The following is a 25,315-nucleotide window of genomic DNA, read 5'->3' as shown; positions in this document are numbered from 1 at the left end:
AAAGTGTGATAGAACGGAGCCTCCTATCATTTTTCACCTATATGTGCGGATATTTGTTGCTCATCGAGTGGCTACTTCCGCTCCCGGAAGTTTCCAGTACCGGCTACATTTCTCTTTTTATCGCTGTGACTGGATTTTTCTTCCTTATCGTCTTTCTCGATTTTCCAGCGTGGATAACGTTACCAACTATTGGTGGAATCATTCTTCTTATCTTACATCTTCTCTTTTATGAGGAAACATTTTTAAGCCTTCCTTGGTGGCAAGTATTTTTCGAAGATATTTTTCATCACTTAGGTCATATGATTACCGGTACATGGCAGGAGACGAGTCACTCCTTTCAAAGTTTGATATTTTTACTTCTTCTTGCGATGATGAGCTATTTACTTTATTTTTGGATAGTTTATGCGAAACGGATTTTATTTTTCTTTATTTGTACAGTAATATTTATTGGCGTACTGGACACTTTTTTTGATTACGATGGAAGCTGGGCCATGATCCGTGTGACGATCATCGGATTTCTCCTATTATTGCTCTTACAATGGAGTCGTCTCACCTCTTATTTTCCTGTGTTTGATCAAAAAAAGGCATTGACTCGCTGGCTTGTAGTTTCCGTGGCGATTTTAGGCACAGCGATATTTGTTGCCTCCCTTTTACCAAAATCAGGACCTACTTGGGAGGATCCTGTGCCGTATGTGCAAGAATTTTTAGGGATAGAAGACCCCCATCGATTTCTTAAGAATAATGAAGTGCGTCGCGTCGGCTATGGAGATGACGATACGCAGTTAGGGGGAGGGTTCGAACAGGATGATCGTCTTGTGTTTACCGCAGTCGCAGATAGAGAGGTGCGGTATTGGCGGGGTGAGTCGAAAAACGTATATACCGGTCAAGGATGGGAGACAAATACTCCGTTAGAACTGGTACAAGAAAGTAATCTTTATCAATCGCATGTTGAAGCGAAGCGTAATGAAGTAGACATGTACGTAGAAAAAGAAATGCGTTATGATTTCGTTTTTTATGATGGCTCTTTAGAACAATTCCGTGTTCCGGATGAGAAGGCAGAAGTTTCTATTGACAATTATACCGGGAAAGCGTACAAGCATCGCAATGGAGAACCGTTTATTGCTCATTACTATGAAACAGTGAGCGCAAGTCCTGTTTTATTTGAAGAAGAACTGCGGGAGAGTAGTGAAGTAGATCCGGCACATATTGAAGAGTATTTTTTACAACTACCCGAACATCTTTCGCCTGAGGTGGAAGCTCTCGCTCAATCGTTAACAGAAAATGAGGAGACGCGTTACGATAAAGTCCGAGCCATTGAATCGTATTTTCATAGCCCAATATTTACGTATGAAACGGAAAATGTACCTGTTCCTGAAGAAGATGAAGATTACGTTGAACAATTTTTGTTCGATACGATGAGAGGGTATTGTGATAATTTCTCCACGAGCATGGTCGTTCTGCTTCGTTCCATCGACATTCCTGCACGTTGGGTGAAAGGATTTACGAGTGGAGAAAAAGTAGGTTCTGAAGAAGGAAGGATTGTGTATGAAGTCACGAATGGAAATGCTCATTCTTGGGTAGAAGTTTATTTTCCTTCTGTTGGTTGGGTACCTTTTGAACCGACAAAAGGATTTTCTCCAGAAAGTTATCCATCGATAGAAACGGAGGAAAAAGAAGAGGAAGAAAAGCAAGAAGATGAAATAGAAGAGATGGTAGAAGAAGAAACAGAAGGAAGAGATAATCAATCTTCCCAAAAAGTAACATCATGGGTGCAACTTCTTCTTTTCATCATGCCGCTCCTTCTTATTGGAATTCTTTACAAGTATCGTATACCGATTTATAAAAAGTATCTCCAATACCGATACAACCGAATAGATGACGATATGAAGTTTGTGAAAGCGTATTTAGCGCTCATGACGCTATTTAAAATGGCAGGACACAATCGTAGAAAAAGCGAAACATTTCGTGAATTTGCTAAACGAATGGATCAAGAATATGAAACAAATGATATGTCACTTATCACTGAACAATATGAACAAATATATTACGGAAACAAGCGTCCAAGTCCTCTTTCAGAAGAAATCCAAAAATCATGGGAAAACATCATAAAACGGATAAAATCTTGACCCATTTCGTTTTCCATTGATACAATAAAATGCATATTTTTAAGAAAAGCGGAGAAAGCCGTTGAGCCACGAAAAGCGTTGGAAGAGCACGGACAGAAGTCGTTTTTTGACTTCTGACATGATCTGACTTGCATAGGACGTGCTGACTTCTGCGTTATGCCTAGGACGGGCATGATTTTAGCAGAAGTTCCTTAGGCCAAATGCCTGGTTGCTGGAGCTAGACAAAGAAAAGCGGAAGCAACTGGTTAGGCGCGAAGGCGATGGAGGATCGGGACAAGAAGCTAAGTTTACCTAACTAAAATACAATATAAAGGTGGGGTTCGAACGATGGGGAAAAAGAATGAGTTAATTGTTGTACTTGACTTTGGTGGTCCATACAGCCAGTTGATCACGAGAAAAATACGAGACGCCGGTGTTTACAGTGAACTTTATCCGTATACGATCAATATTGAAAAACTAAAGGCATTAGAACCGACCGGTATTGTATTAACAGGGGGATCTCAAAGTATTCATGCCGAGAACGCCCCGACCTATGATCCTCAAATTTTGGATCTTGGTATTCCGGTTCTCGGTATCTCTTATGGAATGCAATGGATGGTTTATCAGCTTGGTGGACAAGTAGAAACCCCTTCTCATGAACAAGATGCAAATACATACGGTGTTGAAACAATGCAAGTAAAAAATCAAGGAAAACTTTGGAGAAATATCCCGTCAGCACAACCTGTGTGGGTTCATAAAGAAAATCAAGTTACTTCCACACCAGCATCATTTACAGTGGATGCAAGATCGAACAACATGCCGATTTTAGCGATAAGTGATAAAAAACGGCAATTGTATGGCATTCAATTTCAACCGGAAGTAGAACAAACCCCTCATGGAATGGAGATTGTGAAAAACTTTTTGTTTGAAGTTTGTCAATGTCGCGGGGATTGGTCGATGAAAAAATTTTCTGAAGAGCAAATTCAACTTATCCGAGAAGAAGTAGGGGATAAACATGTGTTATGTGCACTAAGTGGCGGTGTTGATTCTTCGGTCGTTGCGGCTCTTATTCATAAAGCGATTGGAAACCAACTGACATGTATGTTCATTGATCACGGTTTGCTTCGTAAAGGTGAAGCAGAGAGCGTGATGAAAACGTTTGAAGGCGAATTTCACATGAACGTCATTAAGATTGATGCAAAAGAACGCTTTTTAAAGAAATTAAAAGGGGTATCTGACCCAGAACAGAAACGAAAAATTATTGGAAATGAGTTTATTTACTTATTTGAAGAAGAAGCAGGAAAATTAACAGATATGGACTTTCTTGCCCAAGGAACGTTATATACGGATGTCATCGAAAGCGGAACAGAAACGTCAAAAACAATCAAATCTCATCATAACGTAGGTGGATTACCAGAAGAGATGAACTTTACGCTAATTGAGCCGTTGAAAACGTTGTTTAAAGATGAAGTGAGAGCGTTAGGTACTGAATTAGGGGTGCCTGATGAAATCGTTTGGCGTCAGCCTTTTCCAGGCCCGGGCTTAGGTATTCGCGTCCTAGGAGAAATTACCGAAGAGAAACTGGAAATCGTTCGTGAATCAGATGCAATTTTGCGAGAAGAAATTAAAAATGCCGGATTGGAAAAAGAAATTTGGCAATATTTTACGACCTTGCCGAATATGAGAAGCGTTGGCGTGAAAGATGACGCTCGTACGTATGATTACACCGTTGGCATACGTGCTGTTCATTCTGTGGACGGGATGACTTCTGATTGGGCGCGAATCCCTTACGATGTATTAGAGACGATTTCTACCAGAATAGTAACGGAAGTCCCACACGTGAATCGAGTGGTTTACGACATCACTTCGAAGCCACCAGCAACGATTGAGTGGGAATAGCATCACATACGAACATTCATGCATATGAATACATGAATGTTCGGTTTTTTAGTTGACTTTTCTTTTATCCGCTGATAAACTAATAGGCAATCAAGTTCACATATATCTTTATATAGCGTTTTCGTATAATCGCGAGAATATGGCTCGCGAGTCTCTACAAGCTGCCGTAAATAGCTTGACTACGAAAACGGAATGTTCTTTCCGATGTTCTGTCATGTCATCGGCGAGGCTTTCGTTGGAAGAGTCGAGGTTCCAGGTAGTGATTGCTGCTTGGAACTTTTTCGTTTTTCCGCAAGATTTTTTTCAAAAGAATGGAGGAGCGATGGTGAATCGTTATTTTGAATTTGAAAAATGGGGTACCAATTATCGGCAGGAGAGTGTAGCGGGTTTAACAACTTTTTTATCCATGGCGTACATCTTATTTGTGAATCCATTGATTTTAGGAGATGCAGGGATGGAGCAAGGAGCCGTCTTCACTGCGACAGCACTTGCTGCAGCCATTGGGACGCTTATCATGGGGCTATTTGCGAAGTACCCGATCGCTTTGGCACCAGGAATGGGATTAAATGCTTTCTTTACATACACGGTTGTGTTAGGCATGGGAATCCCATGGCAAGTGGCTTTATTTGGTGTTTTTCTTTCTGGTATTATTTTTATTCTTATTACCGTCATAGGGGTCCGAGAAAAAATTATTAATGCGATCCCGGAACAATTAAAATATGCAGTAGCTTCCGGAATTGGTTTGTTTATTGCTTTTGTTGGATTGCAAAACGCAGAATTTATCGTTCCGGATGAAGCGACTGCTGTGTCGTTAGGAAACATGACAAATCCCGGAACAGCCCTGGCGGCGTTTGGTTTGTTTGTCACTGCCATTTTAATCGTTCGCGGCGTGCATGGCGGAATATTCTATGGAATGGTTATTACGGCCGTTGCTGGAATGATTGTAGGAATTATTCAAGTACCAACAGCCGTTGTCGGTTCGATTCCTAGTCTTTCATCTACATTCGGAGCAGCTTTTACTGTGTTAGGGGAAATTGAATGGACCTCTGACCTTGTAATCCAAATGGTGATTATCGTCTTGACCTTTTTATTCGTTGACTTCTTTGATACAGCCGGCACATTGTTTGCGGTGGCAAATCAAGCAGGATATGTAAAAAATAATAAACTGCCTCGTGCGACTCGGGCGTTACTCTCAGACTCTTCTGCGACATCGATTGGTGCGGTTTTAGGAACTTCGACAACGACAGCTTTTGTCGAATCGTCTTCCGGGGTAGCGGCAGGTGGTCGAACAGGATTTGTATCTGTTGTGACCGGATTGTTATTTTTAGTGTCGTTGTTCTTCTCTCCTCTTCTCGTCGTAGTAACAGAGTCAGTAACTGCACCGGCGTTAATTTTAGTAGGGGTTCTGATGGCATCTTCTCTTCGTTTAATTGAATGGAATAAAATCGAAATTGCCATTCCTGCCTTTTTAACGGTTGCAGCGATGCCGTTAACTTACAGTATTGCGACAGGGATTGCGATGGGGTTTGTCTTTTATCCAATTACAATGTTAATCAAAGGAAAAGGACGCGATATTCATCCCGTCATGTACGTATTGTTTTTCGTCTTTATCGCATATTTTGTGTTTTTAGGATAAGGAAATGAAAGTCAACATTTTCGAGATTTGGCGAAATGTTGACTTTTTGTCTATGAATGAAGAAGGAAATTCCTGCATGATTGTAGTCATGAACGGGAATAGTAAGATCAATCAAGGAAATCAATATTTTGTTAAATATTGATGATCAAGCATGATTGGATGTGGAAATATGCCTGTAATTGCGCATGTGGAGACAGTCAATGCTCCTTATCCGGTAACCCAAGAAGAAACAGTAGAAATTGTTCGTCAATTGTTTGCTCCTCATTTTCCAAATATTCACAGGCTATTAAAAGTTTTTGATAATGGAGAGATAGAGCGCCGACATTTTGCTGCCCCGCTAGAATGGTTAAAAGAAGAGAGAAGCTTTCAAGAAAAGAATGATGTATATATCGAACAATGTGTCGAGATGGGAAAAAAGGCAGTAGAACAATGTTTGCAATCCACTAGTACAGACAAAGAAGAAATAGATGCCTTTTTCTTTATTTCTAGTTCGGGCCTTTCGACACCTACCATTGATATTCGCATTATGAATGAACTATCTTTTCCATCTCATGTGAAACGTATCCCGATATGGGGTTTAGGATGCGCAGGAGGAGCGGCAGGGATTAGCCGTGCCCATGAATACTTACAAGCATTTCCAACAGACAAAGTACTCGTTTTATGTATCGAATTATGCAGTTTAACTTTTCAACAGAAAGATATATCAAAAAGTAACTTTATCGGAACATCATTGTTTGCAGATGGCGCTGCTTGTGTGTTAATGACAGGAGAAAAAGTAAAACAAAACGGAATCATTTTACTGACAAAAGATACCCATTCTGTTTGGTTGAAAGATTCGGAAGACGTCATGGGATGGAAAGTGAAAGACAACGGTTTGCACGTTGTGTTTTCGCGAGACATTCCAACGCTCATCGAAAAATGGCTAAAACCAAACGTCGATGAGTTTTTGAAAAAAATGAATCAATCATGGCACAACGTAAATTATTTTATCGCTCATCCAGGTGGAAAAAAAGTGCTTGATGCCTACGAAAAATCACTATCTCTTCCTCGACAGAAAACGAATCCATCACGGGAAGTGTTACGGAAACAAGGGAATATGTCCGCTCCAACCGTGTTGTACGTATTAAAAAATATCATCGATCACTATCATCCTAAAATCAATGAAAACGGGTTGTTGACAGCGTTAGGACCAGGTTTTTGTGCAGAAATGGTTTGGGTGGAATGGAGGGAATTAAAATGATATTTTTTATCATCTTCATTTCACTTATGATGATGGAGCGATTGGTAGAAATTGTTTACGCACGTCACAATGAAAAGAAAATGAAAAGAAATGGTGCGATCGAAGTTGGTGCAGACCATTATAAGTGGATTGTGTTGCTCCATGTTTTCTTTTTTATTTCGCTCACAGTCGAAGTAATTTGGAAAGGAGGAGAGCTGGGAAAGTATTGGTTCGTCTTTTTTGCTCTTTTTCTATTCGCACAACTTGGTCGTTTTTGGACATTGTTGACACTAGGAAAATATTGGAATACAAAAATCATTGTATTGCCCGGGGAAAAACGAGTAAGAAAAGGACCCTATCGTTGGTTAAAACATCCTAACTATCTAATCGTAGCAATCGAACTATTTTCCCTGCCCCTTATTTTTGAAGCAGTGTTTACATCTTTTCTCTTCGTTATCGGTCATGTGGTGCTCATTTATTTTATTCGGATTCCATTAGAAGAAAAAGCATTGCAACAATTACTGGTTTAAAGGGAGGAGAAGATGGGAGAAAGAAAAAGAAAATTTCAAGTGGAAGAAAATGAAGCGATTGAAGATTGTCTTCGTCGCATGAAAGAAGCAGGGTATCGACCGGTACGACGGGTAGAAAAACCGGTGTTTCAAGAAGTAAATAAAAACGGAAAGATAGAAAAAATCCCAATCTGCCAACAAATTATATTTGAAGGAGTGCGAGAATAACGAACATTAAACTTATTAATAGTTTTAATGTTCGATTTTTAATTGACAAACTTCAGCAAAGGTTGATAAGCTATACGTGTAAGTAATGGGATGAATAAGCACCAGCACCTCATATAATGCCAGGAATATGGCCTGGAAGTTTCTACCCGACAACCGTAAATTGTCGGACTATGGGGACGATACTTCAATTATACTATTTCTTGTTGTTTTGACCCCGGGGCTTGGAAGCTTTCTCATGAATGGATAAATTTCAGAAAGCAAAGTACCGGGTTTTTTTAATGAAAAAAATGAAAAGGGTGGGTATGATGAAGCCAATAGTGGGAGTCATTATGGGGAGTACTTCTGATTGGGAGACGATGGAGCACGCTTGTCAAGTATTAAAAGAGCTGGAGATTCCTTACGAGAAAAAAGTCGTCTCAGCACATCGAACCCCTGACTTCATGTTTGAATATGCAGAAACTGCACGAAAAAGAGGATTAAAAGTCATCATTGCCGGAGCCGGGGGAGCCGCGCATTTGCCGGGAATGGTCGCTGCGAAAACGACTTTGCCTGTCATTGGTGTACCTATCCAATCGAAAGCATTAAATGGGATGGATTCCTTATTATCCATTGTACAAATGCCAGGGGGCGTACCGGTAGCAACGGTCGCCATAGGAAAAGCTGGCGCGACCAATGCAGGTTTATTGGCAGCACAAATGTTATCGGCATTTGATGAAAAAATAGCCGAACGTTTAGAAGTGCGACGAGAAAATCTTCGTAAAAAAGTGATGGAAACGGGGGATTTATCGTGAGAATTTCTCCGGGACAAACGATCGGTATTTTAGGTGGTGGACAACTCGGTCGCATGATGGCTTTAGCAGCAAAAGAAATGGGATATCGCATTGCTGTGTTAGAGCCCTCGTTAGACTCACCCGCTTGTCAAGTGGCAGATGTGGAAGTGAAATCCGCTTATGACGACCAAAACGGTGCTCTAAAGCTAAAGGAGCATTGCGACGTATTAACCTATGAATTTGAAAATATTGACGCAAATACTGCTTCATTTTTAGAGAAAGAGTTATATTTGCCACAAGGAAGTCAATTATTATATACAACCCAACATCGCTTGCGGGAAAAAAGAGCAATTGAAAGAGCCGGCGTCTCTGTTGCGCCTTATTATGGGGTGGAGTCTCTTGAAGATGTCAAGGAAGGATTAAAGCAGCTAGGGTGTCCAGCGGTTTTAAAAACGTGCCAAGGGGGATATGACGGGAAAGGACAAGTGGTAATACATAAGGAAGTAGATGGAAAAGACGCCTTTCGTTCACTAAGTGAAACAGGAGCCTCGTCTTTCGTGTTAGAAGCATGGATTCCTTTTGAAAAAGAGATCTCTGTCATTGTGACAAGAAGTACAACAGGAGAAGTTGCTACCTTCCCGGTTGGAGAAAATATTCACGTCAACAACATTTTGCACCAGACAATAGTCCCTGCCCGCATTCCAAAAGAGATCGAACAAAAATCGGAAGAAATGGCGATACAAATCGCTAAGCACCTAGAGCTGGTCGGAACCCTTGCGGTGGAAATGTTTGTGCTTGAGAATGGCGATATTTATGTCAATGAATTAGCTCCCCGACCTCACAATTCCGGTCATTATACGATTGAAGCGTGTGAAACTTCTCAATTTGCCCAACATATTCGTGCCATTGCTGGTCTTCCTTTGGGTTCAACCACTCTGTTCAAACCGGTTGTGATGACGAATATTCTCGGTCAACACGTACAGTCCGTACAGCAACAGTACGACCGTTTCATCAAGGTCGGTCATGTTCATTTTTACGGAAAAAAAGAAGCGAAATACGGACGGAAAATGGGGCATTGGACGGTTTTAGCGCCTACTCTGAAAGAAGCGATCGAACGAACAGAAGAAGTATGGGCGGATGTGAACGATTCAGAATAAAGGAGAGAAATCGAATGATTGAGCGTTATACTCGTCCCGAAATGGGTGCAATTTGGACGGATGAAAATCGTTACCAAGCGTGGTTAGAGGTGGAAATTTTAGCTTGTGAAGCTTGGGCAGAAATTGGACGAATTCCGAAAGAAGATGTAAAGAAAATTCGCGAAAAGGCAAGCTTTGACGTAAATCGTATTCAAGAAATTGAAGCGGAAACACGACATGACGTCGTCGCCTTTACAAGAGCTGTGTCGGAAACGTTAGGGGATGAAAAAAAATGGGTGCATTACGGTCTCACTTCCACAGACGTCGTTGACACTGCGTTATCTTATTTGTTGAAACAAGCAAATGAAATTTTAAAAAAAGATTTAGAACGTTTTTTAAGCATATTAAAAGAAAAAGCATTGGAACATAAATATACGATCATGATGGGAAGAACCCATGGGGTGCATGCGGAACCGACAACATTTGGATTAAAATTAGCGCTTTGGTATGACGAAATGAAACGAAATTATAAGCGGTTTATAGAAGCCGCGGAGACAGTGCGAGTTGGTAAACTATCCGGAGCGGTAGGTACTTTTGCGAATATCCCTCCGTCGATTGAAGCATACGTGTGTGAAAAACTGGGGCTTAAATGCGCGCCGATTTCGACCCAAACGCTCCAACGGGACCGTCACGCTCATTACATAAGCGTTCTTGCATTGATTGCTACCTCCATTGAGAAAATGGCAGTAGAAATTAGAAATCTCCAAAAAAGCGAAACGCGCGAAGTGGAGGAATTTTTTGCGAAAGGACAAAAAGGGTCTTCCGCCATGCCTCATAAGCGCAATCCTGTTGGTTCTGAAAATATGACAGGAATGGCTCGTGTCGTGAGAGGGTATATGACAACCGCTTATGAAAATGTCGCTTTATGGCATGAACGGGATATTTCACACTCGTCTGCAGAACGAATCATTTTACCAGATGCAACCATCGCATTGAATTATATGCTGAACCGATTTGGTAACATTATCAAGCAACTGACAGTGTATCCAGAAAATATGAAAAAAAATATGGACAAAACATACGGTCTTATTTATTCGCAACAAGTACTACTTACTCTCATTAATAAAGGGATGGTTCGGGAAGAAGCGTACGACACCGTGCAGCCGAAAGCAATGGAAGCTTGGGAGAAAGGAATCTCTTTTCAACAGTTGATTGAAGAAGATCCAACGATTTCGAAAGTGTTGACCCAAGAAGAGATTCGCGCTTGTTTTGACCCGGAATACCATACGAAACATATTGATACGCTGTTTAAGCGCGTTGGAATTATCGAATAATCCATGAATATGAAAAACGGAGGGGTCTCTATGGTAAAAGTAACAGTGCATGTGAAAGTGAAAGAAGGTGTCATTAATCCCGAAGCGAGTGCCCTTGAGCGCGCGTTAGCGGAACTTTCTTTTGATGAAGTGAAAAGTGTCACCACCGGCAAAACGATCGAACTAGAAATGGAGTCAACAGAATCTTTAGATACCAAAGTGAAAGAGATGTGTGAACAACTGCTTGTAAACACGGTCATTGAAGATTATTCCTATACGGTGGAGGAGGAAAACAAAGCATGAAATGGGCCGTTATTGATTTTCCAGGGTCTAGCGGAACAGAAGATATTTTGCATGTGCTCCGTTCGTTATTAAACGAAGAAGCGGAAGGCGTTTGGTATAAAGACACCGATTTATCCGCATATGATGTCATCATTCTACCAAGCGGCGCCTCTTTCGGGGACTATTTACGAAGCGGTGCAATTGCAAGTATTACACCAGCGATTCAAGCGTTAAAAGAAGAAAGAAAGAAAGGAAAACTGATTTGTGGGATTGGAAATGGTTTTCAAATTTTATTAGAGGCAGGTTTCTTACCGGGTGCTATTCGAAGAAATAGACTGCTGAAATTTATTTGTGCCAAGTCGAAACTTATTGTAAAAAATAACAATACTCCTTTTACGAATCAATACGAACAACAGCAGGAAGTGAACATCCCCGTTGCGCATCAATATGGCAATTACGTCTGTGACAAAGAAATACGGCAACAGCTCGAGGAAAATAATCAAATTGTTTTTCAATACTATGATGATTTGAACGGTTCCATGGACCATATTGCTGGTATCGTTAGTGAAGACAAACGAGTGCTAGGGCTTATGCCTCATCCGGAGCGCGCGTCAGAAAGTATTATCGGTAGTACAGACGGTTTAGCGTTATTTCAATCTATTATTCACCATTGGAGGGAAGAGCATGACCGGACTTCATGAACCGACCCCAGAGCAAATTAAAGAAGAAAAGATATATAAAGAAATGGGAATGAAAGAAGAGGAATATGACTATGCGGTGAAATTGTTAGGCCGCTTGCCGAACTATACCGAAACAGGGTTATTTTCGGTCATGTGGTCAGAACATTGCAGCTACAAAAGTTCAAAAGCACTCTTGAGAAAATTTCCTACAGAGGGAAAACAAGTGCTTCAAGGACCAGGAGAAGGAGCGGGCATTGTTGATATTGGAGATGAGCAAGCTGCTGTCTTTAAAATCGAAAGTCATAATAGCCCTTCTGCAGTGGAACCTTACGAAGGTGCAGCCACGGGTGTTGGAGGCATTATGCGTGACGTCTTTTCCATGGGTGCACGTCCTATCGCTTTATTAAACTCCCTTCGTTTTGGAGAATTAACCACTCCCCGCGTGCGTTATTTGTTTGAAGAAGCGGTAGCCGGGATTGCCGGATACGGAAACCGTGTCGGTGTACCAACAGTAGGTGGGGAAGTAAAATTTGATCCTTCCTATGAAAAGAATCCTCTCGTAAACGCCATGTGTGTTGGTCTTTTAGATCATAAAGATATGAAAAAAGGACAAGCAAGTGGGGTTGGCAATACCGTCATTTACATTGGACCACCAACGGGACGGGATGGTATTCACGGAGCCACTTTTTCCTCCGAATCATTAAGTGATGAAGATCCGAGCGAACGCCCTTCCATTCAAGCAGGAGACCCATTTATGGAAAAAATTGTGATGGAAGCGTGCCTTGAAATCGTTCAATCGGATGCACTGATTGGAATTCAAGATATGGGAGCAGCGGGTCTCACTTCTTCTTCTGCGGAAATGGCAAGTAAAGCAGGGTACGGCATTGAAATGAACTTAGATCTCGTGCCCCAACGGGAAGAAGGAATGACTCCGTATGAAATGATGCTCTCTGAATCCCAAGAACGAATGCTTCTTGTCGTCAAAAAAGGCCGAGAAAAAGAAATAAAAGATATTTGTGAACGTTGGGGTGTGATGTATAGTGAAATCGGTCACGTCACCGAAGACAAAAATCTTCGTCTTTTACACAAAGGAAAAGTGGTGGCAGAAGTACCGGTTGATGCACTCGCTGAAGATGTGCCAGAATATGACTTGCCGACGAAAGAACCAGCTTTTTATCGAGAACAACAAGCAAAAGAACCGGTCCATTACAAGGTAGAAAACGTAAAAGAAACACTTGTTGAACTATTACAGCAGCCGACAATTGCAAGCAAAGAATGGGTCTATTCTCAATACGATTATCTTGCGCAAGCGAATACTGTTGTCTCTCCTGGTTCCGATGCTGGAATCATCCGTATTCGCGGGACAAATAAAGCCCTTGCGATGACAACGGATTGTAATGCCCGCTATTTGTATCTCGATCCGGAAGTCGGCGGGAAAATTACCGTCGCCGAAGCTACAAGAAACATTATTTGTTCCGGTGGAAAGCCTCTTGGTCTGACCGATTGTTTAAACTTTGGTAGTCCCGAAAACCCAGAGATTTATTGGCAACTGGATCGAGCAATTGAAGGAATGAGTGAAGCATGTCGTACGTTAAACACTCCTGTCATTGGTGGGAACGTCTCTCTTTATAACGAAAAAGGTGATAGTGCCATTTATCCGACTCCGATCGTTGGTGTTGTCGGTTTGATTGAAGATGTAGCCCATATTACCACACAGTCGTTTAAAAATGAAGGAGACTTGGTTTACGTTTTAGGAGAAGCGCAACCGGAATTCGGTGGGAGCGAATTGCAAAAATTACGAGAAGGCGATATCTCTGGAAGGCCTCCTGCTCTTGATTTAAAAGTAGAAAAAGAAAGACAAACAGCTGTCCTCCAAGCAATTCAATCAGGCGTGATTGCTTCTGCCCATGATATTTCAGAAGGTGGCTTTCTCGTGGCAGTAGCGAAATGTTTGTTTGACACGAACGTTGGGGCAGAAATAACGATAGCAGGAGAGGCTGCGACGGAATTATTCTCCGAAACGCAATCTCGCTATGTGTTAACCGTACCCGCGGAGAAAAAAGAAGCATTGAAAGAGATGATTCCATCCGCCAAGGAAATCGGTCGAGTGACTGGAGACGGTCGTTTAACAATTCGTGCTGCTTCCGGTGAAACGCTCATGGATGCGGAAGTAAAAGAATTAGAAAGCGCCTGGAAAGGAGCTATTCCATGCTTGGTGAAATTAAAGGCATAAATGAAGAATGCGGTGTATTTGCGGTATGGGGACATAAAGATGCTCCGCAGCTCACGTACTACGGCTTACACAGCCTTCAACATCGTGGCCAAGAAGGGGCCGGGATTGTAGCAAGTAACGGAGAAAAAATGCAGGTGCATAAAGGACCGGGACTTGTTTCTGAAGTGTTTAAAAAAGGAGAATTTGAACGGTTACGCGGAGAAGCTTCTTTAGGTCACGTTCGCTACCCGGCATCCGGGTCTGACAATGGTTTTGCGGATTGGCAACCGCTCCTTATCCGCTCCGAGACGGATAGTATGGCCATTGCTCACAATGGAAATCTAGTGAACGCAAATGGTTTAAGACATCAGTTGGAAAGTCAAGGAAGTATTTTTCAAACCCGTTCTGATACAGAAGTGTTGGCTCATTTAATTAAAAGAAGCGTATACCCTCGCATAGAGGATAAGTTAAAAAATGCATTAACAATGATTAAAGGGGCTTACGCTTTTGCGGTACTCACGGACAATCAATTGATGGTCGCACAAGACCCGAACGGAATGCGTCCATTTTCTATTGGGCGCCTCGGGGAAGCATACATTGTCTCTTCGGAAACGTGCGCTTTTGATGCGGTAGGAGCGGAATATTTACGAGAAGTAGAACCAGGGGAGATTGTTATTTTTGATGAGGAAGGTATGCATTCCGAATATTTCACGAACGCAACTTCCCGGGTTCTCTGTAGTATGGAGTATATTTATTTGGCGCGGCCGGATTCGAACTTAGACCAAATCAACGTACATTCTGCTCGGAAACGACTAGGAAAAGAGCTTGCCAAAGAAGCGCCAGTCGATGCGGATGTCGTAACAGGAGTTCCTGACTCTTCCATTTCTGCGGCAATTGGGTATGCGGAAGAAGCGGGGCTGCCGTATGAACTCGGTTTAATTAAAAATCGCTATGTCGGTCGCACATTTATTAAGCCGTCGCAGGAGTTACGGGAACAAGGAGTGAAAATGAAGCTCTCCGCTGTTCGAGGCGTCGTGGAAGGAAAAAGGGTCGTCATGGTCGATGACTCCATCGTGCGGGGAACAACGAGCAAGCGGATTGTTCGTCTGTTAAAAGATGTCGGTGCAAAAGAAGTGCACGTTCGCATTAGTTCTCCTCCGATTACCCATCCGTGTTATTACGGCATTGATACTTCTACAAAAGAAGAGTTAATTGCTGCCAATCATTCCATTGAAGAGATGCGTGAAATGATGGGAGCGGACTCTCTTCGTTTTTTAAGTATCGAAGGGTTAATCAAAGGAATTGGGCGTGACACGGATGAACCGAATGGAGGGCAATGTCTCGCGTGTTTCACGGGAAACTATCCAACGGAAATTTATCCTGATACATTGCATCCCCACGATAAAAGGTAAGAGTGAATAAGGAGGATCATTGGATGTCTGAAGCATATAAGAAAGCCGGCGTCGATGTGGAAGCTGGCTATGAAGCAGTGAAGCGTATGAAAAAACATACCGATCGAACGCTCCGCCCAGAAGTAATGGGAGGATTAGGAGGGTTTGGAGCGATGTTTGACCTTTCTTCTCTGCCGTATAAAGAACCGGTGCTCATTTCCGGAACCGATGGAGTCGGAACGAAATTAATGCTCGCTTTTCAAATGGATAAGCACGATACGATTGGAAAAGATGCCGTGGCAATGTGCGTCAATGATGTTGCCGTCCAAGGTGCAGAACCGCTCTATTTTTTAGACTATATCGCATGTGGGAAGTCGGTTCCTGAGAAAATTGAGGCAATTGTAAAAGGGATTGCGGACGGCTGTGAAGAAGCGGGTTGCGCTTTAATCGGCGGTGAGACTGCAGAAATGCCGGGAATGTACGAGGAAGACGAATACGACGTCGCTGGTTTTACCGTTGGAATTGTCGAGAAAAGTGACATTATTACAGGGAAGGCGATAGCAGCCGGGGACGTATTGATTGGGCTTGCTTCTTCCGGTGTTCATAGTAACGGTTTTTCCCTCGTTAGGAAAGTCATTGCCGATGCGAATCTCGATTTAAAAGAGACGTACGAACCTTTTGATGTGTCTCTAGGGGAAGTGTTACTCACTCCAACTCGTATTTATGTCCACGCCATTCAACAATTAAAAAAAGCAATTTCCATTAAAGGTATGGCCCACATTACCGGCGGTGGTTTTTATGAAAATATTCCGCGGATGTTACCAGATGGATTCGGGGCAGAGATTACCCTTTCCAGTTGGGACACACCTCCTATTTTTCCTTTTATCCAAAAACATGGGAATGTATCGGATCAAGACATGTTCGGCACCTTTAATATGGGGATTGGATTAATCGTAGCAGTCGCAAAGGATGAGAAAAATCAAGCGCTCGAAGCACTCCAACAAGCTGGTGAAACAGCGTATGAAATCGGCATTGTCACTGACAGTGGAGAAGTAGACCTCAAAGGAGGCACCACTTCATGAAATTAGCACTGTTTGCGTCGGGAAATGGATCGAATTTTGAAGCGATTCAAGAAGCGATTGTAGAAGGAAGACTTTCGGCTAAAATTGTGTTACTCGTCAGCGACAATCCAGAAGCTTATGCAATAAAACGGGCGGAAAAATACGGAATTCCAGTTTTTTCTTTTCAACCGAAAACGTATGAAAATAAAGCAGCTTTTGAAAAAGAGATTGTAGCAGCGTTAAAGAATGCCGGAGTGGAGTTTATTGTCCTGGCAGGATATATGAGACTCATCGGACCGACGTTACTTCACGCCTATGAAAATCGCATTGTCAATATTCATCCATCGCTTTTACCTGCATTTCCAGGGAAAGATGCGATTGGACAAGCGTGGAAGGCGAAAGTGAAAGTCACCGGTGTCACTGTCCATTTTGTCGATGAGGGAATGGACACCGGTCCAATCATTGCCCAAGAAGCGGTGACGGTAAAAGAAACCGATTCCCTCTCCTCACTAACGAAAGCAATCCAAGCTGTGGAACATCGTTTATATCCAGATACGCTGGCAGCTATCATTGCAAAGTACAAACAGAAGGGAGTACGGACATAAATGACCATGAAACGAGCATTAATTAGTGTGTCAAATAAAGAAGGAATCGTCGTATTTGCAAAGGAATTAGAAGCTCGTGGAATTGAAATTATTTCCACTGGTGGAACAAGTCAGATGTTAGCAGACAACGGAGTACGGGTAACTGGAATTTCAGAAGTTACTGGTTTTCCGGAAATATTAGATGGACGGGTAAAAACACTGCATCCGAATATTCACGGTGGACTGCTTGCCATTCGGGACAATGAAAGTCATATGAGTGAATTGGAAAAACAAGCCATCCAACCGATTGATCTCGTTGTCGTGAACTTATATCCGTTTAAAGAAACGATTGAAAAGCCGGATACAGATTTTCAAGATGCGATTGAAAACATTGATATTGGCGGACCTAGTATGTTACGGGCTGCAGCGAAAAACCACGCTTACGTCACTGTCGTTACTGATCCGAATGATTATGAGCTGATTTTACAAGAGATAGACGCCAAGGGAGAAGTACAAACGGAAACGAGACGACGTCTTGCGGCGAAAGTTTTCCGTCACACTGCGGCTTACGATGCTCTCGTGGCACAGTACTTAACAGATCAAGTAGGGGAAGAATATCCGGAAACATATACGATTACTTATGAGAAAAAACAAGACCTTCGTTATGGAGAAAATCCACATCAAAAAGCAGCCTTTTATCGGGAACCAATTGGCCCTATTAGTTCTATCGCCAATGCGATGCAACTGCACGGAAAAGAGCTTTCTTATAACAACATTAACGATGCCGAATCTGCTCTTTCTATTGTGAAAGAATTCCAAGCACCAGCTGCAGTGGCGGTAAAACATACAAATCCGTGTGGAGTAGGAACAGGAGAAACGCTTTTGGAAGCATATGAAAAAGCATATGAAGCAGACCCTGTTTCTATCTTTGGTGGAATTGTTGCTTTAAACAGAGAAGTAGATCAACAAACAGCAGAAAAAATGAAAGAGATTTTCTTAGAAATTATTATTGCACCTTCGTTTAGTCAAGAAGCTTTAGACTTGTTAATGGAGAAGAAAAATCTTCGCTTGCTTACAGTTTCTTTTTCAGAAGAAGACTCATTCCGTTCTAAAATCACGTCTATCCACGGCGGTGCATTAGTACAAGAAGAAGACCGGAAAGGATTTTTAGACGCAGACATTCGCGTAGTGACAAAGAGGGAACCGACAGAACAAGAATGGGAAGACTTAAAGCTCGCTTGGAAAGTCGTCAAACATGTGAAATCAAACGCTATCGTTCTTGCAAAAGAGGATAAAACAGTTGGTGTCGGTGCAGGACAAATGAACCGTGTTGGTGCCGCAAAAATTGCGATTGAACAAGCAGGAGAAAAGGCAAAAGGAAGTGCCCTTGGTTCGGATGCCTTTTTCCCGATGAAAGATACGGTGGAGGAAGCAGGAAAAGCGGGAGTCACTGCGATCATTCAGCCAGGCGGTTCGATTCGTGATGAGGAATCCATCGAAAAAGCAAATGAACTAGGAATTGCCATGGTCTTCACAGGAATGCGTCATTTCAAACATTAATCACACGATGAAGGTGGGATAAAATGAAAGTTCTAATCATTGGGGGCGGAGGAAGAGAGCACGCCCTGGCGTGGAAGTTTTCTAAAAGTAAGCACGTAACGAAGGTGTATGTCGCACCTGGAAATAAAGGAATGGAAAACGTTGCAGAATGCGTAGATATGAACGAAGATGACCATGACGGGCTCGTTCAGTTTGCGAAAGAACAAGAGATTGCGTTAACGGTTGTAGGTCCAGAAGCACCGTTACTAAAAGGGATTGTCGATCGTTTTGAAGCGGAAGGTTTGCGTGTGTTTGGCCCGACAAAAGACGCTGCTTTCATTGAAGGAAGTAAATCTTTTGCGAAAGAATTAATGGAACGTCACAACATTCCAACCGGCTCTTATTTTGTTACTTCTGATTATGAGGAAGCAGTGGAATATGTAAAAAAAGAGGGCATACCAATAGTAATTAAAGCAGATGGACTAGCTGCTGGAAAAGGGGTTACAGTTGCTTTTACGGAAGAAGAAGCAATCAATGCCCTTACTGAAGTATTAAAAGAAGGAAAATTTGGCGAAGCGGGAGCACAAGTCGTCATCGAAGAATATTTAGAAGGGGAAGAGCTATCCCTCATGGCATTTGTCCATGGGGACACCGTCATTCCTATGGTCGGTGCTCAAGACCATAAACGTGCTTACGATAACGATGAAGGTCCAAATACAGGGGGGATGGGAGCATATAGCCCGGTTCCACAATTTAGCCAGGAAGATATCGACAGTGCCGTTCGAGACATACTACAGCCAGCTGCTTCTGGATTAAAAGCAGAAGGACGGTTTTTCTCAGGAATTTTGTACGCAGGGCTCATGATGACCGGAGCCGGAGCGAAAGTGATAGAATTTAATGCTCGTTTCGGAGACCCAGAGGCTCAAATTATTCTTCCGCGTTTAGAATCAGACTTATTTACCGTCATTATGGACTTATTAGACGGAAAGAAACCAGAATTAGAATGGTCGGAAGACGCGGTGCTTGGTGTCGTCGCAGCTTCGAAAGGATATCCAGGCGCTTATGAAAAACATCAACCAATCCGCTCTGTCCCAGAATCAGATTATCTCTTTTTTGCAGGGATAGATCAAATTGACGGTCAACTCGTCACATCCGGTGGCCGGGTCTTACTTATTTCTGAAAAAGCACCCACATTAAAAGAAGCGAAAGAAAAAGTGTACGAAAAATTGCAGTCCCTCGACGATGAGCATTTATTTTATCGGAAAGATATCGGGGATAAAGCAATTTATCGGAGTTCTTTATCTTAAAATGAACGGGGACTCGACAAAGTACACGTCGAATTCGGAATAGTGGCAATCGCCCACAACCTCCTGAAAGTAGCAAGCCTCCGCAAGCCACTTTCAGCGAAAAACCAAAAATATACAAAATCGAGAGGAGAAAAAAGACACATTTTTCTCCTCTCGATCTGTTTTTCAGGACTTATTAGACAGCCCCTGTTCATTTCTGTTGCTACGCTTCATAGAGTGTTTTGTTGCGGTACTTTTCTTCATCGCTTTCGTTTTGCGCCATGAATTCGACCACCGGACAAAAGCGAGTGATCCCTTCTCCGACTTTCATTGCTCCCATGAGGACGCAAAACAAATGCCATCCATTGGAACGACGACGTGTAAGTTCTGCGCCGGCCCAAGTTACCATCGTTAACCCACACGTGATACGAATCAAAGCATTAACAATCCCAATGTTCGGTTTCATATTTTTCTCTCCTTTCTTCAAAATGAATGAGACTTGGAAAAAGAGGTATACCTCCGTCCTACGTCTGACTAGATAACAAGTGTAGCGACAATTACTCTGGAACTCGCTATTTAAAGTGCTTTACGACTAATTTCAATTTCTAAAAAGTGTCCTATAAATCGTTTATGAAACCTTAATTGGTATCAACATTTCAATAAGCTTCGTATGAACGAAAAGGTTGATTAAGGTTTCGATTCATACGACCAATCTTAATTCGGAAAGGAGAAATAGACGTCGTATGACCCTTTCATGGAACCTCTTCTCTCAAATAAATTCTTTTAATGTGTCGTATGAAAGTAAAAATGGAAATAATTAGGTGGTACAAAGGCGAAATATCGCTTCATACGACCCATTATTAGCAAAAAAGAAAATTGAATCGTCGCATGAGCGCTTCATAGGACGGTTTATTTACATCAACATCCAGAAAAGTGTCGTATAGCGAGTAAAAGTCGAAATAAATAGGGGAAAAATGCTCATTTTCCGTTTCATACGACTTTGTTACTCTCAAGAAAAGAAAAATAAGTTTCTTATGACCTTTTACTTGTAACGGACATACGCTTTCACCGCACCTGTGTCTGAGCGACAGTTTCGAAAGCCAGCCGTTCGAGCGCTTCGGATCAGTGAAGAAGCTAAAAAAGGGTCATCGCCTAAAACCCCTCACGTCCTGCGCCTGCGGTTACTCGACGCAAAAGAAAACAAAGAAGTATTGCAGTCCAGATTTTGTGAGGATCGGCGATGCTAGCACGTCATGTGCGACGCAGTGCTTTTCACTCGTAAGCAGTCGCCTCCGCTTTTCTTATAATTGTCACTTCCTTTCGTGGAGTAACGGAAGAAAATGTGTTATGCTTATAAAGCACGATAAAAAGATAAAAAAGGTGCTAAGAAAGCAGGTGGCGGTTAATGACTACACAATTATTTCGTTGGAATAAACAAAACTTAAGAAGGCAGCTATCCGTCATACGCGGAGAAATTGCGCCTAGTATTTTGTTAAAAAATGCAACGTACTTAAGCAGTGCGCGTAAAACATGGCGTAAAGGTCATGTTTGGATACATGGCGATCGAATTGTTTATGTCGGAGAGCAAGAGCCAAAAGAAACGGAAGGTACGGAAATTGTGGATTGTGAAGGGAAATATATCGTTCCCGGATATATTGAACCCCATGCTCATCCGTTTCAGTTATATAATCCCCACAGCTTTGCAGAGTATGCATCCACGAGAGGGACGACAACACTTATTAATGACAACATGCTTTTCTTTTTGCACATTGAAAAAAAGAAAGCGCTTTCTCTCATTGAGAAATTAGATGAATTACCGACATCGATGTATTGGTGGGCACGTTATGATTCCCAGACCGAATTAAAGGAAGAAGATGATATTTTCTCTCCATCCAAAATGAAAGATTGGCTAGAGCATCCGCTCGTTTTACAAGGGGGGGAGCTGACTGCTTGGCCTCGTGTGCTTACTGGAAATGATACGATTCTTCATTGGATGCAACATACAAAAGAATTAAATAAACCGATTGAAGGACATCTTCCAGGGGCTTCGGAGCGCACTCTCACTCAATTGGCGTTGCTCGGGGTCAGTGCTGATCATGAAGCGATGACCGCTGATGAAGTGCTTCGCCGGTTAGACACAGGGATGGTTGCTTCTCTTCGTTATTCATCGATTCGTCCTGATTTGCCGCGAATTTTAGACGAGTTAAAAGAGGCCGGCGTTACCGACTTTAGTCGAATGATTTTTACTACTGATGGGTCTATGCCTTCTTTTTATAAAGAAGGAATCATTGACAAAATGATTGCCATTGCAATTGAAAAAGGGGTTCCAATAATTGATGCATATGAAATGGGAAGCTACAATGTTGCTCGTTATTACGGACTCGATGATCAGCTCGGAATGATTGCGCCTGGTCGTATTGCTCACATTAATATATTAGAAGCAAAAGACAACCCTGTTCCGGAACGGGTTCTTGCGAAAGGACAATGGGTCTTTAAAGACGGGAAATCTTATTATCCGGCTCGTCATTTCTCGTGGGAAGAATACGGTGTTCGTCCGTTTATGATTGATTGGGATTTAGAGGAAGACGATCTCCATTTCTCGATGCCAATGGGACTTGAACTGACAAATTCGGTGATTTTAAAGCCGTATCAAATTGAAGTGGACGTTACCAATGACATATTGTCTGAAAGTCATAATGAATGTTTCTTTGTCATGCTCGATCGTTATGGGAAATGGCGAATAAACACCGTCATTAAGGGTTTTGGTACAAATATAGGAGGATTTGCTTCGACTTTCTCTAATACGGGGGATATTATCCTCATTGGAACGGAGAAAAAAGATATGTGGAAAGCATTCCAAGAGCTGAAACATCATGATGGTGGTATGTTTCTTGTGGAGAATGAGGAACTTATCGCAAGTGTTCCATTGAAATTGTATGGCTCGATGTCACTCAAATCGATGGATGAATTAATGGAAGAGCATGCAAAGTTAGAAAACGCCTTAAAAGAACGGGGATATCCTCATGAAGATCCAGCGTACAGCTTGTTGTTCTTCTCTTCAACCCACCTTCCATATGTACGCATAACTGAACGCGGAATTTTTGACGTGTTTAAAAAGAAGGTTCTCTTCCCTGCTGTTATGCGTTAAACTATAAAAGAGAGAACATTTTGTGAAGAGATAGGGGATAATATGAGAAAAGTAGCGGTGGTATCTATATGCTTTGGACTCCTATTCATTGCTGCTTGCGGCAGTAACGATGAGGGAGAGGAGAAGTTACAAGAACATGAGGAAATGGAGAAACAACCAGACGATGAGAAACAGCCGGAGGAAGAAGTAGTATATACAGAAACAGAGCCGTTAACAGGTGTAGGAGTTGAAGAAGTATCGCCGTACCGTCCAATGGCGGTGATGGTCAATAATCATCCAGCTGCTCGTCCACAAAGCGGGGTGAGTCAGGCGGATATCGTCTATGAAGTATTGACAGAAGGCGACATTACGCGCTGGCTCGCCATTTTTAAAAGCAATCCGCCAGAAGAGATTGGACCAATTCGTAGTGCGCGCCCGTATTTTATAGATTTAGCTGATGGTTATGATGCGCTTTTTGTCACACACGGATGGAGTCCTGCGGCAGAAAGGCAATTACGAAGTAGCGCCACGCCATATTTAAATGGTTTGACGTATGATGGAACGATTTTTCAGCGCAATCCAGAAAGAAGAGCTCCTCATAATTCTTACGTGACTTATGAGCGAGTATTAGAAGGTTTCCGACAAGCAAGTGTGGAGGTCGAACGTGAGGTATCGGCCAACCATTTTGAAGAAGAAAGAATATCTTATGAAGATGATATCCTTTCATCAGAAGTAACCGTTCATTATCGCAATCCGTATACTGTTCAATATATTTACAACGAGGAAATGGACGCCTATGAGCGGTTTAGTAACGGTGAGCCGACCATAGACTTTGCGAATCAAGAACGGATATCGCTTCAAAATGTTTTCATTATTGAAGCTCCTCACCGCGTCGTAGATGACGAAGGTAGACGGCAAATTTATTTTAATGACGGGGGACAAGGCATTTTACTTCAAAACGGTAAAGCATTAAGGGTAGAATGGATGAATGAACAGGGAAGAATTGTACCTATGAAAGATGGCAGTGTGGTACCTTTTCTTCCAGGACAGACGTGGATTAATGTCATCCCATCTTCACCAGGTATCGCTCAATACGTCTCTGGTCTAGAAAACGGTGAAATGTCATCCGAAGAAGGAAACGGATACTAGCGTTTTGGAAATGAGGTGAGGTGCTTGCAAATTGATAAATTAAGAGGTCGTGAAACAGATCAGTTATTTCAAGCGATCCTTTCTTTAGAAACGATAGAAGAATGCTATCAGTTTTTTGATGACTTGTGTACAGTGAACGAAATTCAATCTCTGTCCCAGCGACTGGAAGTAGCACGGATGTTGGAGGAAGGATATACGTATCAAAAAATTGAAATGGAAACAGGAGCGTCCACAGCGACAATTTCCCGTGTGAAACGTTGTCTAAATTATGGTAATGACTCTTATCAAATGGCACTTGCGCGGATTAAAAACAAAAAAGCGAAATGAATATACAACCAGTCATCGCAAAACCCGATGACTGGTTTCTTTTCGCTTTAGAAAGATAATTTTGAGTCAATAAAGTGTTATTTGCTATAATTAACGGTTGGAATGATGATTATTGAAACAAGTTTGGAGGAGGACAATGATTTCGTATGAGGAATGGAGACATGTTTTTAAATTAGATCCGGCAAAAGAAATAGATGATGAAGCGTTGGAACAAATTTGTGAATCAGGAACGGATGCTATCATTGTTGGTGGTACCGATGGCGTGACCTTAGATAATACGTTGGCGCTTTTATCTCGAGTTCGGCGTTATGCAGTGACGTGCGGGTTGGAAGTTTCAACAATTCCAGCACTTACACCTGGTTTTGATTATTATTTTGTTCCAACAATTTTAAATACAAATGATGGTCGTTGGATTACTGGCATACACCAAGAAGCATTGAAAGAGTTCGGTCCTTTATTAGAAACAGAAGAAGTCATTGCAGAAGGATATTGTGTCTTAAATAAGGATGCTAAAGTAGCGTTATTAACCGGTGCGAACACCGCGTTAACAGGGGAAGATGTAGCGGCATATGCCCGGCTTGCTGATCAATTATTTCGCTTACCGATCTTTTATCTTGAATACAGTGGTACTTATGGGAATGCAGAAGTAGTGAAACGAGCGAAAACAGTATTAAAACATTCCCGTCTTTTTTATGGGGGCGGCATTCGTACGAAACAGGAAGCGGAAGAAATGGCAGCGATCGCGGACACGGTCGTTGTCGGAAACATCATATATGAAGATTTGCAATCAGCGCTACGTACCGTGCAAGTGGTAAAAGAAACTAGCCAACAGTAGGTAAATATAGTATGATGAGAGTAATAT

The 25,315-nt window shown here is 42.1% G+C and carries 22 protein-coding genes and 2 riboswitches; of the genes, 21 read left to right on the top strand and 1 reads right to left on the bottom strand.

Features of this window, described 5'->3' with window-relative positions:
* Positions 1-5 precede the first annotated feature (5 nt).
* The 17 genes from GJS40_RS10460 to purD all read left to right on the top strand — a co-directional run bounded on the left by GJS40_RS10460 (position 6) and on the right by purD (position 19,871).
* A complete protein-coding gene (locus GJS40_RS10460; protein WP_270897802.1) occupies positions 6-2,126 on the top strand; it encodes a transglutaminase TgpA family protein in 2,121 nt (706 codons plus the stop codon).
* A gap of 327 nt (positions 2,127-2,453) precedes the next feature.
* On the top strand, positions 2,454-4,004 hold the full coding sequence (guaA, locus tag GJS40_RS10455; RefSeq protein ID WP_270897801.1) for a glutamine-hydrolyzing GMP synthase: 1,551 nt from the start codon (positions 2,454-2,456) through the stop codon (positions 4,002-4,004).
* A 101-nt stretch (positions 4,005-4,105) separates the two neighbouring features.
* Positions 4,106-4,206: riboswitch (purine riboswitch) on the top strand.
* 123 nt (positions 4,207-4,329) lie between these two features.
* Entirely contained in the window at positions 4,330-5,640 is a 1,311-nt protein-coding gene (locus GJS40_RS10450) for an NCS2 family permease (RefSeq protein ID WP_270897853.1), read from the top strand.
* Between the two features lie 169 nt (positions 5,641-5,809).
* Entirely contained in the window at positions 5,810-6,880 is a 1,071-nt protein-coding gene (locus GJS40_RS10445; RefSeq protein WP_270897800.1) for a type III polyketide synthase, read from the top strand.
* Positions 6,877-7,389 (top strand): isoprenylcysteine carboxyl methyltransferase family protein, encoded by a 513-nt coding sequence (locus GJS40_RS10440; RefSeq protein WP_270897799.1) that lies wholly within the window; start codon positions 6,877-6,879, stop codon positions 7,387-7,389. Before GJS40_RS10445 ends, GJS40_RS10440 begins: the two co-directional genes overlap by 4 nt.
* Before the next feature lie 12 nt (positions 7,390-7,401).
* The gene (locus GJS40_RS10435) at positions 7,402-7,596 is read left to right on the top strand and encodes an NETI motif-containing protein (RefSeq protein ID WP_270897798.1); all 195 of its coding nucleotides are present in this window, start codon (positions 7,402-7,404) and stop codon (positions 7,594-7,596) included.
* Between the two features lie 89 nt (positions 7,597-7,685).
* Positions 7,686-7,787, top strand: a riboswitch (purine riboswitch).
* A 114-nt stretch (positions 7,788-7,901) separates the two neighbouring features.
* On the top strand, positions 7,902-8,387 hold the full coding sequence (gene purE, locus GJS40_RS10430) for a 5-(carboxyamino)imidazole ribonucleotide mutase (protein WP_270897797.1): 486 nt from the start codon (positions 7,902-7,904) through the stop codon (positions 8,385-8,387).
* Positions 8,384-9,523 carry a 5-(carboxyamino)imidazole ribonucleotide synthase gene (gene purK / locus GJS40_RS10425; RefSeq protein WP_377902018.1) on the top strand — a complete coding sequence of 380 codons (1,140 nt, stop codon included), beginning with the start codon at positions 8,384-8,386 and terminating at the stop codon, positions 9,521-9,523. Before purE ends, purK begins: the two co-directional genes overlap by 4 nt.
* A 14-nt stretch (positions 9,524-9,537) precedes the next feature.
* Positions 9,538-10,836, top strand: a complete 1,299-nt coding sequence (gene purB / locus GJS40_RS10420) for an adenylosuccinate lyase (RefSeq protein ID WP_270897796.1) — start codon at positions 9,538-9,540, stop codon at positions 10,834-10,836.
* Between the two features lie 30 nt (positions 10,837-10,866).
* Positions 10,867-11,118, top strand: coding sequence for a phosphoribosylformylglycinamidine synthase subunit PurS (gene purS, locus GJS40_RS10415; RefSeq protein ID WP_270897795.1), 252 nt, complete (start codon positions 10,867-10,869; stop codon positions 11,116-11,118).
* Positions 11,115-11,798 carry a phosphoribosylformylglycinamidine synthase subunit PurQ gene (gene purQ / locus GJS40_RS10410; protein WP_270897794.1) on the top strand — a complete coding sequence of 228 codons (684 nt, stop codon included), beginning with the start codon at positions 11,115-11,117 and terminating at the stop codon, positions 11,796-11,798. The genes purS and purQ overlap by 4 nt, the downstream gene beginning before the upstream one ends.
* The gene (gene purL / locus GJS40_RS10405) at positions 11,782-14,010 is read left to right on the top strand and encodes a phosphoribosylformylglycinamidine synthase subunit PurL (RefSeq protein WP_270897793.1); all 2,229 of its coding nucleotides are present in this window, start codon (positions 11,782-11,784) and stop codon (positions 14,008-14,010) included. Before purQ ends, purL begins: the two co-directional genes overlap by 17 nt.
* Positions 13,986-15,401: an amidophosphoribosyltransferase gene (gene purF / locus GJS40_RS10400; RefSeq protein WP_270897792.1), complete on the top strand. Its 1,416-nt coding sequence runs from the start codon at positions 13,986-13,988 to the stop codon at positions 15,399-15,401. The genes purL and purF overlap by 25 nt, the downstream gene beginning before the upstream one ends.
* A 23-nt stretch (positions 15,402-15,424) precedes the next feature.
* Complete coding sequence (gene purM / locus GJS40_RS10395) at positions 15,425-16,462, top strand: phosphoribosylformylglycinamidine cyclo-ligase (protein ID WP_270897791.1); 1,038 nt, start codon at positions 15,425-15,427, stop codon at positions 16,460-16,462.
* The gene (purN, locus tag GJS40_RS10390) at positions 16,459-17,046 is read left to right on the top strand and encodes a phosphoribosylglycinamide formyltransferase (RefSeq protein ID WP_270897790.1); all 588 of its coding nucleotides are present in this window, start codon (positions 16,459-16,461) and stop codon (positions 17,044-17,046) included. The genes purM and purN overlap by 4 nt, the downstream gene beginning before the upstream one ends.
* Positions 17,047-18,585 carry a bifunctional phosphoribosylaminoimidazolecarboxamide formyltransferase/IMP cyclohydrolase gene (gene purH / locus GJS40_RS10385; RefSeq protein ID WP_270897789.1) on the top strand — a complete coding sequence of 513 codons (1,539 nt, stop codon included), beginning with the start codon at positions 17,047-17,049 and terminating at the stop codon, positions 18,583-18,585. It begins immediately after the preceding gene.
* Between the two features lie 23 nt (positions 18,586-18,608).
* Entirely contained in the window at positions 18,609-19,871 is a 1,263-nt protein-coding gene (purD, locus tag GJS40_RS10380) for a phosphoribosylamine--glycine ligase (RefSeq protein ID WP_270897788.1), read from the top strand.
* 202 nt (positions 19,872-20,073) lie between these two features.
* Here the strand turns inward: purD and GJS40_RS10375 are convergent, their stop codons facing one another.
* On the bottom strand, positions 20,074-20,316 hold the full coding sequence (locus tag GJS40_RS10375; RefSeq protein WP_270897787.1) for a YgaP family membrane protein: 243 nt from the start codon (positions 20,314-20,316) through the stop codon (positions 20,074-20,076).
* A gap of 939 nt (positions 20,317-21,255) precedes the next feature.
* On the opposite strand from GJS40_RS10375, the gene GJS40_RS10370 reads away from it, so the two are divergent.
* The 4 genes from GJS40_RS10370 (at position 21,256) to pcrB (ending at position 25,288) form a co-directional block, all read left to right on the top strand.
* Complete coding sequence (locus GJS40_RS10370) at positions 21,256-22,998, top strand: adenine deaminase C-terminal domain-containing protein (protein WP_270897786.1); 1,743 nt, start codon at positions 21,256-21,258, stop codon at positions 22,996-22,998.
* A 42-nt stretch (positions 22,999-23,040) separates the two neighbouring features.
* Positions 23,041-24,126, top strand: a complete 1,086-nt coding sequence (locus tag GJS40_RS10365; protein WP_270897785.1) for a DUF3048 domain-containing protein — start codon at positions 23,041-23,043, stop codon at positions 24,124-24,126.
* Positions 24,127-24,150: 24 nt separating this feature from the next.
* Positions 24,151-24,453 (top strand): YerC/YecD family TrpR-related protein, encoded by a 303-nt coding sequence (locus GJS40_RS10360; protein WP_270897784.1) that lies wholly within the window; start codon positions 24,151-24,153, stop codon positions 24,451-24,453.
* A gap of 139 nt (positions 24,454-24,592) precedes the next feature.
* The gene (gene pcrB, locus GJS40_RS10355) at positions 24,593-25,288 is read left to right on the top strand and encodes a heptaprenylglyceryl phosphate synthase (RefSeq protein WP_270897851.1); all 696 of its coding nucleotides are present in this window, start codon (positions 24,593-24,595) and stop codon (positions 25,286-25,288) included.
* Positions 25,289-25,315: the final 27 nt, after the last annotated feature.

The sequence above is a fragment of the Aliibacillus thermotolerans genome (genome assembly GCF_027853235.1).
Taxonomy (GTDB): domain Bacteria; phylum Bacillota; class Bacilli; order Bacillales; family Marinococcaceae; genus Aliibacillus; species Aliibacillus thermotolerans.
The sequence above is the reverse complement of the archived record's forward strand: the minus strand, read 5'-3'. Positions and strand labels throughout refer to the sequence as shown.